Genomic DNA, 17,378 nt, shown 5'->3' with positions numbered 1-17,378 from the left:
CAAAATGAAAAAAATGCGAATGTCGGCTGAATATGACGTTGAGTTGCTAAGTTAATGTGAAATAAGTTGAACGAAAATTGAACATTATTTGAAATTGTTTTGACGTGTTTTAGGTCTTTATACGTACCTTATAAGTATCGAGCTAATTTTGGCCCGATGTAAAGGTAAGTAAGGAGAGGTTTATGAAACGCTTAACAACTTTAGCAAGTACGATTGCTCTGATTGCTGCACCTTCTATGGCTCTTGCTGGTGGTTATCAGTGGACAAACGATACCGAAACTATCCATGGCGACGTAATGGATAGCAAACAAGCGGCTTATGAAATGGGCCGAGACATGATCCAAAGCTACCAAAATAAATCATCTGGACAACTCCGTGATGAGTTTACGAGCCTTACAACGTATGTTGATCGCCAATCGTTTTCTATCACTGACTCAAAAGTCATGGTAAATGAGTTCTTGCAAAGTGACGGGCAAGTTGTTTACCAGCCTATTCTCAATGTTCAATACGAGTACCGCATGCGTGATACCGGTAAATACTAACCAGTAAGACGGACTCGAATTGTTTACCACTAATATTTTTGTTGTTTGTTTTGGGGAGCCTCGAGCTCCCCATTTTGTTTTTGTCGAAAGCGAAAATTTTCACACTCTCAGTGCAACATTTTCTATCGCTCAGCGTTAGATTTTCTTGCTCGTTGATTGTCATCATCGTTTGTAAAGTGTTTGCGGAAATGGATGTAACGCACTAACGAGGATACCCGATGACACATCATTCATATTGGTTCAAGCAGGCAATTGAAGCTGAGCAACCAGAAACGCCACAACCGTTACAGCAGAACATTAATACTGACGTTGCGATTGTTGGTGGCGGATACACCGGACTTTGGACCGCGATTATGATTAAGCAGCAATCTCCGGAAAAACAGGTGGTTGTTATCGAAAAGGGCTTATGTGGTAGTGGTGCATCGGGCGCAAATGGCGGTTGTATGTTGACTTGGTCTACCAAGTTCCCGACATTGAAACGGTTATTCGGTGAAGAACATGCTGCTTGGTTAGTAAAAGAGTCGGAACAAGCAGTGCTAGAGATTGACGACTTTTGTCAGCAGCACAACATTGATGCGCACTTATCGTTGAAAGGGGTTTATTACACTGCAACCAATCAGGCTCAAACTGGGGGAATGCAGCCAGTTGTGGACGAGTTAAAGCGATTAGAAGTGAACAGTTGGCGTCGTTGCTCGGTGGAGGAACTGCGTGCCAATGCGGGTTCACCTCGACATATAGAAGGCTTTCACTCTCCAGTTGCAGCCAGCGTTCAACCTGCATTATTAGTGAGGGGGTTACGCCGTGTTGCTATTGATCTGGGTGTAGAAGTTTATGAGAACACGCCGATGACGCGTCTAGATTATGGAAAACCTGCCACTGTCTGTACACCTAAAGGAAATGTTCAAGCGCAGCAGGTGGTATTGGCATTAAATGCATGGATGGTGGAGCAGTTTAAACAGTTTAAAAACAGTATCGTGGTGGTATCTTCCGACATGGTGATCACCAAGCCGCTTGGTGACGCACTACCTCTATCTGGTTGGCAGGCAGGTTCTAGCGTGTTGGATTCACGTATCTTCGTCCACTATTACCGAGATACGCCAGATGGCCGTTTGATGTTGGGGAAAGGCGGCAATCAGTTTTCTTTCAATAACCAAGTTGACGCAATGTTTAACAAGCCAACACGCTACCAAGGTCTACTGCGCAAGTCGTTCGATAAGTTGTTTCCTCATTTGAGAGGGGAGGAGTTTGCTTATTCATGGACGGGGGGCTCTGATCGTTCTGCTACTGGTTTCCCTTTTTTCGGCGAGCTAGATAAACAGAGCAATATCTTTTACGGATTTGGTTATTCAGGCAATGGTGTAGCGCAGACTCGAATGGGCGGAAAAATCTTATCTTCGTTGGCATTGGGAATCGATAATGAATGGACGAAAAGCGGTTTAGCCAAAGGGCCGTTGGGGCATTTCCCGCCAGAGCCATTCCGTTGGACGGGAGCAATGATGGTACGCAACGCGGTACGTCGCAAAGAGGAAGCAGAAGATAACGAGCAGACGCCATTCATCTGGGATAAGTGGCTAGCAAAACTCGCGGGACCAGCAGGCAAAGCGGATAAGCTTGACTAAACTGAAGACTTTAGCCACAAACGAGACAGTTTGCAGTGAAAGTCATTGGGGCGCGATGAAGCCTTGTGTTAGCCTCTGTCTTTCAAGCTCAGATTTAAAAGGTGAGTCATAAAATGAAAGTATTCAGCAACTTCGATAGCGGCAGCATTCACGTAGTGAAAGCGGACGACAAAAACGACATCCAACTCAAAATTCCTAACGACAATATGTCGGAATTCTACCAGTGGTTCCACTTCCGTCTTGAGACAGAAGCCGAGCAATCACACACCATCAAATTGCTTGATTTGGCTAAATCGGCTTATCCAGAAGGATGGCAAGGTTACGATGTGGTTGCGTCTTACGATCGTGAAGAATGGTTCCGACTACCGGCAGAGTTCGATGGCGACACGCTGACTTTCACTGTAATCCCTGAGCGCAGCTCAATTTACTTCGCGTACTTTGCGCCATACACGTACGATCGTCATTTAGACTTGTTACACATGGCACAAAGCGCGCACCACTGCCAACTAGAGACGCTTGGTCATACGCTAGATGGCAATGACATGAGCTTGCTTACTTTCGGTGAGCCAGAAGAAGGCAAAAAGAAAATCTGGATGATTGCACGTCAGCACCCAGGTGAGACAATGGCGGAATGGTTCATGGAAGGTATGATCCAACGTCTGTTAGATGAAAACGACACGGTTGCGCGTGCATTGCTTGAAAAAGCGGTGCTTTACGTCGTACCAAATATGAACCCAGACGGTGGTATTCGCGGTCACTTGCGTACCAACGCAGTAGGTGTAAACCTAAATCGTGAATGGCAAACGCCATCAATGGAAAAGAGCCCAGAAGTCTACCTTGTGCGTCAGCGCATGCAGGAAACGGGTGTTGACATGTTTTTAGATATCCATGGCGATGAAGCGATTCCGTATAACTTCGTCGCTGGCTCAGAAGGTATTCCTTCTTACGATGAAAATCTTGCCGCTTTAGAGGCATCATTTAAGCAAGCGTTATTGACTATTACGCCAGAGTTCCAAGATGAGATTGGTTACGATAAAGATGAGCCTGGTAAAGCGAATTTGACTGTGGGTTCAAATTGGGTTGCAGAGCAGTTCAAATGCTTGTCTTACACAATCGAAATGCCATTTAAAGATAACAACAATCACCCTGATCCACTTTACGGTTGGTCTCCTGAGCGTAGTGTCTTGTTTGGACAAGATGTATTAGCTGCAACGTTAACCGTAGCGGATAAAATTTAGCGCGACGAGTTAACGCTTTTTCATTATTTCGAAAACAGCTCATTTTAAATGAGCTGTTTTTTTGTGCTCTCCATATCCACGCTCCCCTGTAAAAATTTGTTGCCATTCACAAGCTTAAATGATGATTCTTAAATTTGAGAAAGTGGCTTTTTATGGTGATTTGCGTCACAGAAAGTTGGCTTCTTTGTGATATTCTCCGCAACGAATTGACTATGGCTAAACCAACGCAACGAACTTTATTTTTCGGTTGGGTATGCGGATGAAGCTCATGAATAGATGGTCTTGAGGTTACCTTTTTCCGTTTTACGTCATTGGCGTTTGAATATCATTTTTGATTCTTTCCTACGCTATTTAGCTATTTCTATTCGAAGAAAAGAGAAAGTTACGGCTTCATATTTTACGGCAGTATGCTGCCGCGATGTGTTGCTTTGTGTACAAGAAAAAGGAAAAGAATAATGAAAAAAATCGCTATAGCAGTGGCTACTGTACTTGCTGGTGGTGTGATCTCAAACGTTGCACTTGCTGACACTTACATGGGCGGTAAAATAGGTTACAACTCTCTAAACGATGCGTGTTACCTAAACGAACCTTGTGACGACGACAGTTTTGCAGCATCTATGCACTTAGGCTACAGCTTCAACAAGTACGTTGCAGCAGAGTATGGTGTTGATTACCTTGGTGACTTCACTGCAAACTTCAAAAAGCCTGGCCTAAACACCGTTGATGGTGATCTTTGGGCGTTGACGCTTGCTCCTAAATTTAACCTACCGCTAACGGATTCTTGGAATCTATTCGCGAAAGTTGGTGCTGCATACATGATGGCTGGTGACGAGAAAGATTTCGTACCAACTGGCTCTCTGGGTGCTGAATACCAAATCAACTACAACTGGAGCCTACGTGCTGAATACCAACGCTACCAAGATATGTCTGATGATGTAATTGAAGACATGGATTCAGATTTCTTCGGTATCGGTTTCAACTACAAGTTTGGTTCTGAGCCAGTCGTTCAAGAAAAAGCCGTTGAAGAGGTGGTAGAAGCACGTCCTGCAACACGCATTGTAGATCACGTTTACCCTGCTCAAACAACAGCGACAGTACAATTCGACTTAGAAAGTGCAGAAGTGAAAGACGCGTCGAACCTTTCTGGTACCGTTGATTTGATGAATACTTACCCACAAGCTCAAGTTGAGATCACGGGTTACAGCGATACGACAGGTTCTGCTGCTTACAACAAGCAACTCACAGAAAAACGTGCGAAAGCCGTTGCTGACGAGTTCCAAGCAAAAGGTATTGCGGCTGAGCGTATGACAGTGAAAGGCATGGGTGAAGCTAACCCAGTAGCAAGCAACGAGACACGTCAAGGTCGTCAAATGAACCGTCGTGTTGAAGTGGTTGTTCCTGCGTTTGAATACCAAACAACTGAAAAAGCAGAATAATTCCTGCTTAAGATAAAGTTCCAAAAGCCAGCGTGTATCACGCTGGCTTTTTTGATCCCGCTTAACAAACTAAGTAGTTGTATAGAAACATAGTTATATCGGGACGCTTTGACATATGCTCAACATACGTAAACTCAACACCTTCATCAATTTGTCATCACCAGTTCATAGCATGACAGCTAAATGTCTGGGAGAATGATATGCAAAGTTTACCGCCGCTCAATTTGCTCCGAGCTTTTGAAGCCACGGCGCGACTACAGAGTTTTACAAAAGCCGCAGAGGAGCTAAATGTGACTCGTGCGGCCGTAAGCCAGCAGGTGAAATCGCTAGAGTCACAGCTCAATGCGACGTTATTCGAGCGCAAGGGCACGCACCTTACGCTGACCTGCTCCGCACAAGAATACTGGCCTGTGGTTAATCATGTGCTTCAAACATTATCGACCACGACGCAGCATTTATTTACTCGTCCCAAGAATACGCAAGTTAACTTACATGTCGCTCACAGCTTTTGCTCTCAGTGGTTAATGCCAAGATTGGCTGATTTTCAGCGACAATTCCCAGACATCTCCTTTAAAATCTCGACTACTGCTAATACAGTTCCAAGCGCCAGTGCGATTGCGGATATCGAAATTATTAACGGAGATGGAGATTGGCAAGAGCAAGAAGCCATACGATTAACCCAAGAAAACTGGATCGTTGTCGCAAGCCCCGGCTTTATGCATTTAAACCCGATAAATGACCTCTTGCAGTTAGCTAAAGCGCCTAAAATTTGTACTGGCGGTTATCATGAATCTTGGCAAGAGTGGCTTACGCACCAAGGTTATCAAGGGAAGGTGAGCAAAGTCGTCGCCGAGTTTGAACACTCATTGCTTGCGATTCATGCTGCGATGAATCAACTTGGCATGTTGCTGGTAAGAGACTTTCTTGTTGAGGATGAGCTGCAACAGGGCGTATTAGTCCAGGCTGGAAATTGGAATATGCCAAGTTCTGGTGCACATTATATGATGGTTCGAGCATCCGAAAAATCACACGTAAACACCTTTGCTCAATGGTTAATACAGAGTCTTTAATGTTCGTTCAGCGAGTGAGTAGAGCGCATGTGTGGTTTGGCTATTATTAGCAGTAGCAAGTCATCAGTCTAGGACTGAGCGACATGCTTAATTACATCTAATAACCACTGATTTACCGGAGCTTGCTGTTGAGAGCGACGACAGCTCATCACGTAGCGAACATCAAGCTCTAGCCCAGCAGGAAGCGCGATACTTCGGCAACCCTTAGGAACATGTCCACTCATCGTTATGCCAAAATGATTCGTTTGCAGAAGCACTTTTTGAATCATCGCTGGGTGCTCAATTTCCACTTTAGGTGTGGTTCTAAAACCCATATGTTTGAGCCTTTCCAACACAGGGTATCGGTAGTCGTTCCATCCCGGCGTTTTAAAAAGTATAAAAGGGTATTCTTCTAGCTCTTGGGAGTTTTGAGCGGGATGATCTTGTCGAACAAAAAATACCGCTTTTCCTCGCCCCAGTTCGGTCTGAACAATTGACTGTGGCAGATCTTCATCAAAGTAATGAATCGCAATGGCGTTTTCACCGTCAATTAATCGTTTTTTTGCTTCGCTACCCCAGCGCAAACATGAGAATTTTGCTTCTGGAGCGTGCTTTAGTAACTCCAAGTAAAACTTGTCACCGAAGTACTCCCAAAACAATGTGTTGGCATAAATAGTGATTGAGCCGTCAAAATGAGCTGGTGAAAAATGCTGTGGTTTGATGGAATCAATACTGTTGATTATTTGCTCAAAATGCGCAATGTTCGCTTCCACAAAAGCTGTTGGTTCAAAGCCATTTTTGGTCTGAACGAATAGCGGATCATTGAGCTGAGTTTTCATCTTTGTCAGATTTTTGCTGATTGCTCCTGACGTTTTACCGAGTGATTCTGCGACTAACCGGACGTTACGTAACTCATACATCCGTTTTAATACCAAAATATTTTGAATATCCAGATTAACGCTCATACATTGTCTCGCTTGGCTTTTGTCGACAAATCATATCGCTGAATTTCTTAAGAAAAGACAACGCTCGGTCAATTTAAGTTGCTGCCTTATCCCTGATTTATTGAAGGTAACGATAAGTTATTCTTGGTTACATCAGTTTATTAGCATGGATTTCCATTTGGTAAATAATGGCTTTCCTCGTATGAGCGCGTTTCTGTTGTTACAGTTTTTCCACCGAAAGAAAGTAAGAACGATAATAGAGGTGATGTATGAAAAAACTAATCGCACTTGTTTTGATGGTTTGCTCAACAAACGTAGCATTTGCTGGCGATGGGTCATACACGGGCACGATTGATATGACGATGGCAACGAAAAATCAGGTTGACGTAGAGCGTGCAGATTCTCAATTGACGCTGAAGGGTCGCAATGAAATGGCCTATGGCGGTGTAACAATCCATTCGGATGCTGCAACTCAAAAAATTGAACTTCGTGGTCGACGTGATTAATCGAATAGTTTCTTGTTAAGAAAATGCCGCGAAGAACGCGGCATTTCTATATGTAATATCATCAGATCATCATTACCAGATAAGCGTATGGTGAGAAGCTAAGCGCAATGACCACTTGCCATTATTCGCATGGCGGTGCCATATGAATGACAGCTAAGCCCCCCAAAGAGGTTTCACGGTATTTTTTATTCATATCTTTACCAGTCTGATACATGGTTTCGATAACTTTATCTAACGAAATTAAGCATTTACTTGTGCGCTTTAATGCCATACGCGATGCATTAATCGCTTTCATTGCTCCCATGGCATTTCTTTCAATACAAGGTACTTGAACCAAGCCGCCAATCGGGTCACAAGTCATACCCAATGAATGCTCCATCGCAATTTCCGCAGCAATACAAATCTGCTCGTTACTGCCCCCTCTTAGCGCTGTTAAGCCAGCGGCAGCCATGGATGAAGAAACCCCAACTTCTCCCTGACACCCCACTTCTGCACCAGAAATTGACGCGTTAGTTTTATATAAGATGCCGATAGCGCCGGCGACTGCGAGAAAGTCTTTTAGCTGTTTAACATCGAGCTCTTTGATGAAGCGATGGTAGTACATCAATACCGCCGGAATCACCCCTGCTGCACCATTCGTTGGAGAAGTGACGACTTGCCCTCCTGCTGCATTTTCTTCACTAACCGCAAAGGCGAAGAGATTGATCCAATCCATGATCTCCATCGGATCGTTTTCAACTGCAGCGTTGGCTTCGAGCTTTTTCAAAAGGTTTGGTGCTCGACGAGTGACATTTAGACCACCTTCCAAAATCCCTTCCGTATCGAAGCCACGTTGCATGCAGAGCGACATCACTTTCCAAATTTGCTCTGCTCTTTGGTTAATTTCTTCGTCTGAGCGAAATGCGAGTTCGTTTTGGAGGATCATGCCTCCCAAGCTGAAACCGTTCGTCTCGGCTTTTTCCAGCATCTCATCTGCGGATGTAAACGGAAATGGTACTGCGACCTCATCTTGTTGCGTGCCGTTCTCTAGTTCGTCGGCGGTGGCGATGAATCCGCCCCCAATGGAGTAATAAATTTCAAACGCTACTTGATCTCCAGCAGCGTCTAATGCCGTAATCGTCATGCCATTTTCATGCAGGGGAAGGTTGTCGCTATGAAAGACGATGTCATGGTCGTAGCTAAACTCAATCTGGTGTGTACCGGCGAGCATGAGCGTATTATTGTCTATGGTATTTTGTAGCGCACTTTTGGCACTGCTCATTTTGATGGTATCAGGTTTATTTCCCATCAAACCAAGGACCGTGGCTCGGTCTGTATGGTGCCCTCGACCTGTCAGTGACAATGAGCCATAAAGGTCCACTTGCACCCGATGCACTTTCGCCATAGAGTCGCTAACTAGCTGAGTGAAATGGAATCCGGCAAGCATAGGACCATTAGTGTGGGAGCTGGATGGCCCGACACCAATTTTAAATATATCGAAAATCGACAGCATAATTGACTTCCTTTAGCAGTGAACCTTTATAAAGGTCTCTAGAACAGTGTTGTTAACTAGATGTTAAAGCTTGTGGGTCGGGAGTGAAAGAAGATTTTTGTAACACTGCCAACTAAGCGCGAGATTTTAAAATGAAGTTAGACAACATCGTCATCGTTTTAGGTAAACGCCTCGTCAATAACAGGTTGACCTCTGAGGGCATAACCAGAGTCGAAGCTTTGTCTTGTAGGACTGCATCACTACCGATAGAGCGAACGGTGATTGTTTTTTGTGGCGGAGTAACGCAAGGACAAAGTGTTTCTGAAGCAGAGGCGATGTACGCGTATTTTAGAACCCTAAACGCAGACTCTGTGAATCCGTTCCCTGAACGTCATATACTCTTAGAAACGGAGTCGTTGAACACGTTTCAAAACATGCGTTATGTTTCCCAAGTTTTGTGCAAAAGTGGGTTGTTCGAGTTATGGTTGGGGCATCCGGTTGAGGTTATCTTGCTGTCTAATGACTACCACCTCGAACGAATCATTGATATCCAGAATTTGATGGATGAGCAAGGCTTATTACGAGTACTTAAATCCGATTGCGAATCCATGGGGGTGACCCTCAATATTCCACTGGATATCAGCAAACATATTAGCGTGCCATACCCACATAAAGGGCTTATGGCGGACACATTCTTGCTACTCGATGAACTCACAACCTACCGAGTTTATTTAGAAGGGGTCAAGCATGGCGTATTTTTCCGAGATTTATCAATTGTCCGAAAAAAGCCACTTATGATCGCAAGAGATACTATTCACAAATTGCTCTCTTTACCGCTCGATAAAGAGGCTTTGCAACATATTGAAGAAATGAAAAAGGCCGTCGAAATGACGGCCTTGGATGAATCTGTAGGTGCTGCGGAAAAGGCATTAAGTATCTTCCATCCGATACTGACTGCATTGAACCGTCGCTTTGATCCTGAGTCTATTCATTAAGCTCGCGTTTTGTGCGGACGGCGCTTAATGCGATCAAGCAGTAGCAAAGCAGTTCTATACCTTCTTCTGAGATATTTTTAACATCACGGATGTAATTTTCGTCCATCACTTGTTGCCAAAAACTACCCATACCATACAAACGAGAGAAGACTAATAATAGCATTACAGCACCAACTAATAGCTTCATATGTGGCACCGTTAAAATGGTCGCCATTTCGTTCATGGTACCTTTACCACCTTGGTAAGCTTTGGCGCAAGCCAGTGCGGTGACAGCAAGTGCTGGGAAAACCCAAGAGCCATGATGAATCATGTCTGTCCAATAGTCCGTTTCGCGAATAATCAGTACTGCAAAAAATCCTGCAATCAAAATAGCCGCATGCTTTAGCTGAGGCTGTTGTTTCGATAAGCTGAAAAACGACCATGATGCAATAGCAAGCATCACAAGCTGGAGCGTTTCTGTAACGGAAAGCTCGCCAAGGCTTGATCCCAACACGACATAATCAAGACGAAGACTAAGGTTAACGAGAATACTTATAGCGACAATCATCAAGGCGTTTAAGCTTGATTTATAGATAATGCGCTTTGATTTTTCAGTAACAACGTTGCTTGGGGCTGACTCGGCTTCTTTTACTATTTGTGTTTTCATCTTGCTCACCTGTCCCAGAAAATGTGGAAGAAATGTGAATTAGTGTGATCTGTGTTTGGAATTTTATTGTCCAAGTGGAAAGTTATGTCAGGGGAATGTCAAGAATAGAACACTGTTCGATATAGGGTCGATGTGCGGTAAAGTCAGAGATATGTAAAAACAACGTAAGAACACTTTGATAAATCAAATAAAAAAGGAGCCCAAAGGCTCCTAAGTGATAGAGGGAAGGTGACGTATCGATAAAAATAATTAGTAGTTGTCACCCTCATTTTCTTTGTGATTCTCGCGATAGTATTCCCATTGCTCGACGCGTTCATTGTCCGACAGCACACAGTAAGTGACACGTTCGCCGTTTTCCGACACGGTATCCAGCTCACCACCTTGCTGAACACAGTATACGGCTGCGGGATTTGCAACGGAGGTATACTCAGTTGATCGGGTCGCTCCCTCGTAAGTTGAACAACCAGCCAGTACCAATGTTGCAGCCATAGCCATCATTAAATTTGTCTTTTTCATTCTTTATCTCCGCATGGGGTGGGCGAGTATTGTATTGATTATAGGCAACTTTAAGAGATTATTGTCTTATCGATGTTAAAAGTAAGAGGGACGTATAAGAATTTAGATATTCTCATTTATTGCTGATTAGCACGTCACACTTCTGTTCTTGGCGTATTGTTGTGAAGGTCATATCAATCACTTCCTGACAAGCGCTCGAACGTACCTGGCCTACAACAATGATTTAAAGTGTGAAATTCGGTAATATGCGCACAAAACATTGACCGTGGTATTTTCGATGAGACATTTAAAATCGACCGTTCATCCAGACATAGAGCATTTGGATGACAAAATTGTTTTTCAGCGCAATGCAGCGCGAGCCATTGTACTTGATGGTGAAGATGTGCTGTTGCTCTATACAGAACGTTACCATGACTACACGCTACCAGGCGGTGGTATTGATGATGGTGAAGATGTCATTGCTGGATTAGTCCGTGAATTAGAGGAAGAAACGGGCGCCCAAAATATACATGGTATTAAGCCTTTCGGAATCTTTGAGGAGTTTCGTCCGTGGTACAAGGATGACGCTGACGTGATGCACATGGTGTCGTATTGTTATACGTGTAAAATCGAACGTGAGCTAGGCGAAACGGCGTATGAAGATTACGAAGTTAAAAATGGAATGCGCCCGGTATGGATGAACATACACGAAGCAATTGCACACAATGAAAAAACGATGGCAGAAAGCCCGAAAAAAGGCATGAGCATTGAGCGCGAAACGTTTTTACTTCAGTTGATTTCTAAAGAATTACTATAAACAGTTAGTTTGCATCATTACGACTTAGCTTCTGTTGGCTCTATTGTGGGCAAAGATTTTAGAGCAATAAAAAAGTCCGGACTCCCCCCCGGAACCCGGACTTATTCCAGACGCGCAAGCGAAGCGTCATCTTGATATGTTAGATTTGTTTCGAACTATGAAAACAATAGCTGTTTTACATTTAGTGTGTAAATAATTATTAGGTCTGACCATTGGTTTTCATGTTTTTTTGCAAACGCAATGTGACGCATATCTACCCAATTGCCAAGCGCAATTGGGGCGCTTTTTAGTAAACCACTACTCTTTCTTATCTTTGAGATACCTTACCTCAACTTTTTTGCACACGTTTGCATAGAGATCACGAGTTTTCAAATCCGCCGAACAGGATCTTGTGATTTTACGTTTCTCTGACATTGAGCTCTGTCGTAGCTTTTATCACAAATTAACTAGCGGAGGCAGTCGGCTAAAGTCGACCAGCGGTTGTGAAATCATAGGAGCGTCTGGAGCAAATAAGAGTAAAGGTTGAAATGATGAGGATTGTAACTGACCGATATCTATCAACTTTTCCAATGCATAGAAGCGGCTGACATATTGGCGAGTCTCGTTAGGCAGCGTGAGTTGTTGGAAATCTCGACTTCCTGCTCGCTGAATAGCACGTGCAACACGTCCTTCTCCGGCATTGTATGCAGCTAAAGTGAGAGCCATATTTTGATCGAATTTGTTGTATAAAAACGCCAGGTACTTGAGCGCGGCCGTTGTGCTAGCTTCTGTGTCAAAGCGATCGTCTTGTTTTGTATTTATCGTTAATCCGAAACGTTTCGCTGTGGCTGGTATCAGTTGCCAAAGTCCGGCGGCGTTAGCGTGAGAAACGGCTTTGGGGTTGTAAGAAGATTCTAACATTGGCACTAAGGCTAGGCTATTTGGTAATGAGTGGTTTTGAAGCTGTTTGAAAATGTGGTTAATTACCGGTTTGGATGAATCGAGACGCTTGGCAATTTGTGGTTTGTATGGGGCTAATACTTGATACTGCGTTTGAATATCGACAGCATTTGGTTTTGCCTGGCATGTGAATGGAAGGTAGGACAGAAAGGCAATAAAAATAAAAAGGCCTACAGTACTCAGCCGAGATGGCGACTGAATCTGTAGGCAAGACGAACATCGTTTAGAACGATTTATCTTCATAAGTGTGTTGCACAGGTTGTTTGAGTTGACTGACCAACTCATGGAACGCCGCAGAGCTGTGGCCATTGCTCTGATTGTATTGTTGGCACTGACTTACCAACGTTTCCAATAGCGCCCATTGTTTTCTAGCTTGCATACCTATTTGGGCAGGCAAAGCATTGAAAATTCGTTTTACGCTGGCGTCATTACACGCTAACCCCAGCGCTCGCATACACTGGCTCCTGTCATTGGCGGAGCGGCTGAGTTTATTGAGTATCGGCATTTGTTTCTGAACATTGTCGTTCAGTGCCTCTCCATCAAACTTTAAGTACAATACCTTTTGCTGCTGAAGCAAAGGAAGCAGTTGTTGATAAAGCTTAATATCCTCAGATATAGAGCGAACAAATTGTTGAATTCGCTGCGATACTGCGCTTGCCATGATGTCTTCCTAGCGTTTTATTACTCGTGACCTGTATGGAACTGCATGATTGCCTTGGATAGCACTTTTGTATCTAGGCTAAGTTCACCACGCGCTAATGCGTTGCGTACTTGTTCTACTTTTTCCATATCAACATCAGGTAGTGATGCCATTTCAGCTTGAGCGCGATCTATCGCTACGGTATTCGCTTGAAATGCAGGCTCGTGTACTTTGCTCTGTTCGACGACGTCGACAGGCTGTTTGCTTGCTTGCTGTAATTTTGTTTGTGGGACATGACCGCCCGCGACTTTGTCGATTTTCATGCTGTGGTCCTCATCATCATGTTCTAAATTAAGTAGGCGGTTAGAATGTGATAAACATTAAATATTTTTTTTGTACTCGAAGTTCAGTGTTACTGACGAGAGCCAAAATTAAAAAATGTTACCCCGAGTCAAAAAATCAAAATTGAGTATGAACCTGGTTTAATCCAGTTACGACTGCTCTTATGACCTTGCCCGAACTTGGGTTTTCCACGTCAATTTGTTGCCCTTTCGCTCCATCTTCTAAGGCGACTCCTTTTGTGCTGGCACTAAATCCATTTTTGCTCGCAATGACTATGACTTCATTGCCTTTCTCGATTAGAGGTGGGGCCGACAAATTGGATGGATTAACCACTTGTCCAGCCCTCAAACGACGAGAGGTTTCTAAGCCTACTGCTTGCTCGGGGCGAGTATAAAAATCGTCTTGGCGAGAGATGGTTCGGGTTTCAAGCTTTATGTGTTTAGCCGTTACGACTTCATTTCGGCCAACCGTGGTTGTCGCGACTAAAACAGGCAGAGTCAGTGAAGACTTTATCGTAACGTTAATTCGCCATGGTGATGCGATATTGTCGCAGCTGACTGAGCGCTTGAGGTTACCGACTGGCAACGTGTTGTTGTCACGACCTGTGATAACTAAAGGCGATTGACATTCTGGCAAGTGATTGGCAGAACCGGGCACCCACATGTCGAAGTCCAGTTTGTACTCCCCCCACTGATTGGAGAGCGCTACGCGATCCACCTCTTGTTCGAAATCCGTTGCTACAACGGATTTTATCTCTTCAACGCTGAGGGTTTTGTCATTGGTGTTGGCGAATGCTTGTTCTGATGTCAAAGCGAGTAACGTCAGCATTATTGTTGAGGAAGTGGACACTTTCCTCTTGTTTTTAATGCTTTCCGAGAACCGGAAGTTTGGCTTCCATCCTTGTTTGTAAGTCATTGATATATATAGCTATTTTTTATGGCACGTATCTTGTTTGTATGTTGGCGTATTCGAGCCAACTGTAAGGAAGATGCATGGCGATCACATTTGAAAATGCTTTAGGAGTACATCCAGAGGCACTTAATTTTCGCGTTCAGCGTACCAAAGTCCTCGCCAGTAACCTAGCAAATGTTGACACCCCTGGGTATTTGGCGAAAGACCTAAGTTTCACCACCGTAATGAACCAAGTAACGGCAGGTGGTGTGAACAAACCGGTGCCAAAGTTCCAGGTTCAGGCCCAATACTCGGTGCCTTACCAGAATAGCAAAAATGGCAACACCGTAGAGCTTGGTGTTGAACAAGCAAAATTCACGCAAAACAACATGGACTTTCAAACTAGCCTGACGTTTCTCAACATGAAATTTAATGGCTTAGCGAAAGCGATTGAGGGACGTTAATTATGTCATTCACTGATATTTACTCGATCACTGGTTCCGCGATGACAGCACAAACTGTGCGTCTGAATACGGTAGCCAGTAACTTAGCAAACGCAGATGCAGTATCTGCAAATCCAGAAGATGCTTATAAAGCGCTTAAGCCAGTATTTGCGACTGTGTACCAAAAAACGCAAATGACAACAGAAAATGGAGCTTATCCCAATGCAGAAGTTCGCATTGTTGACGTTGTTAAAAATGCTGGAGATGTAGAGAAGCGTTTTGAGCCGAACAACCCACTGGCTAATGATGAAGGCTATGTGTTTTACCCAGATATTGATGTAGTTGCTGAAATGGCAGACATGATGTCCGCAACACGCAGCTTCGAAACGAATGTTGAAGTATTAGCCAATGTAAAAAGTATGCAGCAAGGTCTGCTTAGATTAGGGCAGGGCAGCTAATGAGTATTGCACAATACACCCCTTTATCGTCTGACGCTCCAGTAAATACAAAAGCAAAAGACAGCAACGGTATCTCACCAAACCCTAAAGACATGAACAGCGCTTCTTCATTGGAGAATGAGTTTATTTCTTTGATGGTGGCTCAAATTCAAAACCAAGACCCACTTAATCCCCTTGATGGTACGGAATACGTTGGTCAATTGGCTCAGTTCTCGCAGGTACAAAGTACCGAGAATATGTCTAAGACAATGCAACAGAGCATGGTGTTACTGGACAACATGCAAGTGCTATCAACAGCGGGCCTTGTTGGGCAAACGGTTTACGTCAATGCGGATGAATTTCAGCTTGGTGAAGACGTACAAAACGGAAAAATCGAACTCGCTCATAGCTCAAACCAAGTCACGTTAGTTGTTAAAGATGAATTTGGTCAATCAACTAAAGTGCCACTAGGTGCTCACGGCAAAGGTGACGTCGACTTTTCAATTAATCCTGAAGAACTTGGTCTTAAACCAGGCAAATACTCAGTGGCCGTAGAAGTGCAAGAAGGGCAAGCAAGTCCAAATGTGCTGATGGCAGGCACTGTTGAGCAAGTGCGCATTCCTAATACCGGTGGCGCAGCATTAGTCAATGTCCATGGCGTTGGCAACGTTCCTTTCTATCAAATCACTCAGTTTGGTGCTTAACCAAATACGGAAATCAGAGGTCTATTTATGAGTTTTAACATCGCACTAAGTGGTCTGGACGCGACCAACACAGAGCTAAACACAATCAGTCACAACATTGCCAACGCATCAACGTATGGTTTTAAAGGTGGCCGCACAGAATTCTCCGCTGTATATAACGGCATGCAACCTGGTGGTGTGGAAGTCGCGTCAATTTCACAGAACTTCGACAAAGACGGCAGTATCACAGGAACTGGCCGTGCGATGGACCTAGCTATTAATGGCGGTGGCTTTTTTGTTACTAAAGATAATATGGGTCAAATGTTGTACACACGTTCAGGTGTGTTCTCAACGGATAAGAACAACTTTGTTACGGCTAACAGCGGTGCAAAGCTTCAAGGTTACAGTGTCGATAGCAACAACAACCTAATGACAGGTTCTGTGGGTAATATTCAGGTATCGACTTCCTCACTGAATGCTAAAGCAACAGACAGCTTAGATTTTGTTGCGAACTTCGACGCAAGCGCGTCTGTTATTGATAAAGCCGTAACGCCATTCAATCCAAAAGATCCAAGCTCATTTAACTCGTCTTACACAACAAAAGTCTACGACTCACTGGGTAACTCGCACACGGTAACTCAGTACTTTACTAAGACTGCTTCTAACTCGTGGGAAGTGAACGTTCAAGTAGATGGCGGTACGACGCCAGTAGCAACTGTGCCTGTAACGTTTGGTAAAGACGGCTCGCTTTCAGCACCAACTGCGCCGTTTAATGTTTCATTCCCTGCTGCAGGCGCGAACGCGATGAGTGTAGACATTAACCTGAAAGGCAGCACGCAATTTGGTGCAGCTTTTGGCGTAAGTACTAATAGTCCTAACGGTTACACATCAGGTGAACTTGCAGGTGTACGCGTTGAAGGTAACGGCATGGTTTACGCGACTTACACTAACGGCCAATCACAGCTACAAGGTCAGGTTGTTCTTGCTGATTTTGCAAACACACAAGGCTTAGCGAAAGTGAGTGGAACATCATGGACTCAAAGCTTTAGCTCAGGTGCTCCAATTATGGGTGTTCCGGGTTCAGGTACGATGGGTGACCTAACTCCGGGTGCATTAGAAGGTTCTAACGTTGACTTAACCAGCGAGCTTGTTGCTCTAATGACTGCACAACGCAACTACCAAGCAAACGCAAAGACAATTTCTACCAGCGACAAGCTTACTCAAGCTTTGTTTAACGCGGTGTAA

20 protein-coding genes are annotated in these 17,378 nt (G+C 44.1%); 12 read left to right on the top strand and 8 right to left on the bottom strand.

The features are described from left to right. Window positions 1–182: 182 nt before the first annotated feature. The 5 genes from R7093_RS08750 (at window position 183) to R7093_RS08730 (ending at window position 5,905) form a co-directional block, all read left to right on the top strand. Window positions 183–542: a DUF3316 domain-containing protein gene (locus R7093_RS08750; RefSeq protein WP_017819758.1), complete on the top strand. Its 360-nt coding sequence runs from the start codon at window positions 183–185 to the stop codon at window positions 540–542. 218 nt (window positions 543–760) lie between these two features. Further along, window positions 761–2,161 carry an FAD-dependent oxidoreductase gene (locus tag R7093_RS08745; protein ID WP_318146617.1) on the top strand — a complete coding sequence of 467 codons (1,401 nt, stop codon included), beginning with the start codon at window positions 761–763 and terminating at the stop codon, window positions 2,159–2,161. A gap of 113 nt (window positions 2,162–2,274) precedes the next feature. Continuing rightward, window positions 2,275–3,399 carry a M14-type cytosolic carboxypeptidase gene (locus R7093_RS08740; protein WP_318146616.1) on the top strand — a complete coding sequence of 375 codons (1,125 nt, stop codon included), beginning with the start codon at window positions 2,275–2,277 and terminating at the stop codon, window positions 3,397–3,399. 455 nt (window positions 3,400–3,854) lie between these two features. Continuing rightward, window positions 3,855–4,835: an OmpA family protein gene (locus R7093_RS08735; protein ID WP_065275126.1), complete on the top strand. Its 981-nt coding sequence runs from the start codon at window positions 3,855–3,857 to the stop codon at window positions 4,833–4,835. A 200-nt stretch (window positions 4,836–5,035) separates the two neighbouring features. Continuing rightward, on the top strand, window positions 5,036–5,905 hold the full coding sequence (locus R7093_RS08730) for a LysR substrate-binding domain-containing protein (protein ID WP_047102797.1): 870 nt from the start codon (window positions 5,036–5,038) through the stop codon (window positions 5,903–5,905). A gap of 68 nt (window positions 5,906–5,973) precedes the next feature. On the opposite strand, the gene R7093_RS08725 is transcribed toward R7093_RS08730, so the two are convergent. Beyond that, window positions 5,974–6,849, bottom strand: a complete 876-nt coding sequence (locus R7093_RS08725; RefSeq protein ID WP_047102796.1) for a LysR family transcriptional regulator — start codon at window positions 6,847–6,849, stop codon at window positions 5,974–5,976. A gap of 248 nt (window positions 6,850–7,097) precedes the next feature. Here R7093_RS08725 and R7093_RS08720 point away from each other — a divergent pair, with 248 nt between their 5' ends. After that, window positions 7,098–7,334, top strand: a complete 237-nt coding sequence (locus tag R7093_RS08720; RefSeq protein WP_005374030.1) for a hypothetical protein — start codon at window positions 7,098–7,100, stop codon at window positions 7,332–7,334. A gap of 121 nt (window positions 7,335–7,455) precedes the next feature. On the opposite strand, the gene R7093_RS08715 is transcribed toward R7093_RS08720, so the two are convergent. Next, the gene (locus R7093_RS08715; protein ID WP_017819764.1) at window positions 7,456–8,826 is read right to left on the bottom strand and encodes an L-serine ammonia-lyase; all 1,371 of its coding nucleotides are present in this window, start codon (window positions 8,824–8,826) and stop codon (window positions 7,456–7,458) included. Window positions 8,827–8,957: 131 nt separating this feature from the next. Here R7093_RS08715 and R7093_RS08710 point away from each other — a divergent pair, with 131 nt between their 5' ends. Beyond that, window positions 8,958–9,800 carry a YdcF family protein gene (locus tag R7093_RS08710; protein WP_054579234.1) on the top strand — a complete coding sequence of 281 codons (843 nt, stop codon included), beginning with the start codon at window positions 8,958–8,960 and terminating at the stop codon, window positions 9,798–9,800. On the opposite strand, the gene R7093_RS08705 is transcribed toward R7093_RS08710, so the two are convergent. Both R7093_RS08705 and R7093_RS08700 read right to left on the bottom strand, forming a co-directional pair. Further along, on the bottom strand, window positions 9,790–10,446 hold the full coding sequence (locus tag R7093_RS08705; protein ID WP_005374025.1) for a hypothetical protein: 657 nt from the start codon (window positions 10,444–10,446) through the stop codon (window positions 9,790–9,792). The two genes, R7093_RS08710 and R7093_RS08705, sit on opposite strands and share 11 nt — an antisense overlap. A gap of 249 nt (window positions 10,447–10,695) precedes the next feature. Further along, the gene (locus R7093_RS08700; RefSeq protein ID WP_005374023.1) at window positions 10,696–10,962 is read right to left on the bottom strand and encodes a DUF333 domain-containing protein; all 267 of its coding nucleotides are present in this window, start codon (window positions 10,960–10,962) and stop codon (window positions 10,696–10,698) included. 277 nt (window positions 10,963–11,239) lie between these two features. Between R7093_RS08700 and R7093_RS08695 the strand changes: the two genes are divergently transcribed. Then, window positions 11,240–11,758: an NUDIX hydrolase gene (locus tag R7093_RS08695; RefSeq protein ID WP_005374021.1), complete on the top strand. Its 519-nt coding sequence runs from the start codon at window positions 11,240–11,242 to the stop codon at window positions 11,756–11,758. Between the two features lie 435 nt (window positions 11,759–12,193). Here the strand turns inward: R7093_RS08695 and R7093_RS08690 are convergent, their stop codons facing one another. The 4 genes from R7093_RS08690 to flgA form a co-directional block, all read right to left on the bottom strand. Further along, window positions 12,194–12,940 carry a lytic transglycosylase domain-containing protein gene (locus tag R7093_RS08690; protein WP_042523341.1) on the bottom strand — a complete coding sequence of 249 codons (747 nt, stop codon included), beginning with the start codon at window positions 12,938–12,940 and terminating at the stop codon, window positions 12,194–12,196. Next, window positions 12,921–13,358, bottom strand: a complete 438-nt coding sequence (gene flgN, locus R7093_RS08685) for a flagellar export chaperone FlgN (protein ID WP_005374018.1) — start codon at window positions 13,356–13,358, stop codon at window positions 12,921–12,923. The genes R7093_RS08690 and flgN overlap by 20 nt, the downstream gene beginning before the upstream one ends. A gap of 20 nt (window positions 13,359–13,378) precedes the next feature. Continuing rightward, window positions 13,379–13,660: a flagellar biosynthesis anti-sigma factor FlgM gene (gene flgM / locus R7093_RS08680; protein ID WP_005374016.1), complete on the bottom strand. Its 282-nt coding sequence runs from the start codon at window positions 13,658–13,660 to the stop codon at window positions 13,379–13,381. Window positions 13,661–13,796: 136 nt separating this feature from the next. Then, window positions 13,797–14,594 (bottom strand): flagellar basal body P-ring formation chaperone FlgA, encoded by a 798-nt coding sequence (gene flgA / locus R7093_RS08675; RefSeq protein ID WP_031777223.1) that lies wholly within the window; start codon window positions 14,592–14,594, stop codon window positions 13,797–13,799. A 77-nt stretch (window positions 14,595–14,671) separates the two neighbouring features. Between flgA and flgB the strand changes: the two genes are divergently transcribed. From flgB to flgE, 4 genes are read left to right on the top strand one after another with little or no spacing between them, the layout of a single operon-like run. Beyond that, on the top strand, window positions 14,672–15,034 hold the full coding sequence (gene flgB / locus R7093_RS08670; protein ID WP_005374013.1) for a flagellar basal body rod protein FlgB: 363 nt from the start codon (window positions 14,672–14,674) through the stop codon (window positions 15,032–15,034). Window positions 15,035–15,036: 2 nt separating this feature from the next. Beyond that, the gene (gene flgC, locus R7093_RS08665) at window positions 15,037–15,471 is read left to right on the top strand and encodes a flagellar basal body rod protein FlgC (protein WP_318146615.1); all 435 of its coding nucleotides are present in this window, start codon (window positions 15,037–15,039) and stop codon (window positions 15,469–15,471) included. Continuing rightward, window positions 15,471–16,154 carry a flagellar hook assembly protein FlgD gene (gene flgD / locus R7093_RS08660; RefSeq protein WP_005384410.1) on the top strand — a complete coding sequence of 228 codons (684 nt, stop codon included), beginning with the start codon at window positions 15,471–15,473 and terminating at the stop codon, window positions 16,152–16,154. Before flgC ends, flgD begins: the two co-directional genes overlap by 1 nt. Window positions 16,155–16,181: 27 nt before the next feature. Then, the gene (gene flgE / locus R7093_RS08655) at window positions 16,182–17,378 is read left to right on the top strand and encodes a flagellar hook protein FlgE (RefSeq protein ID WP_005374010.1); all 1,197 of its coding nucleotides are present in this window, start codon (window positions 16,182–16,184) and stop codon (window positions 17,376–17,378) included.

The organism is Vibrio sp. 1580, from assembly GCF_033340055.1.
This window is presented reverse-complemented; position numbering and strand designations above follow the sequence as displayed.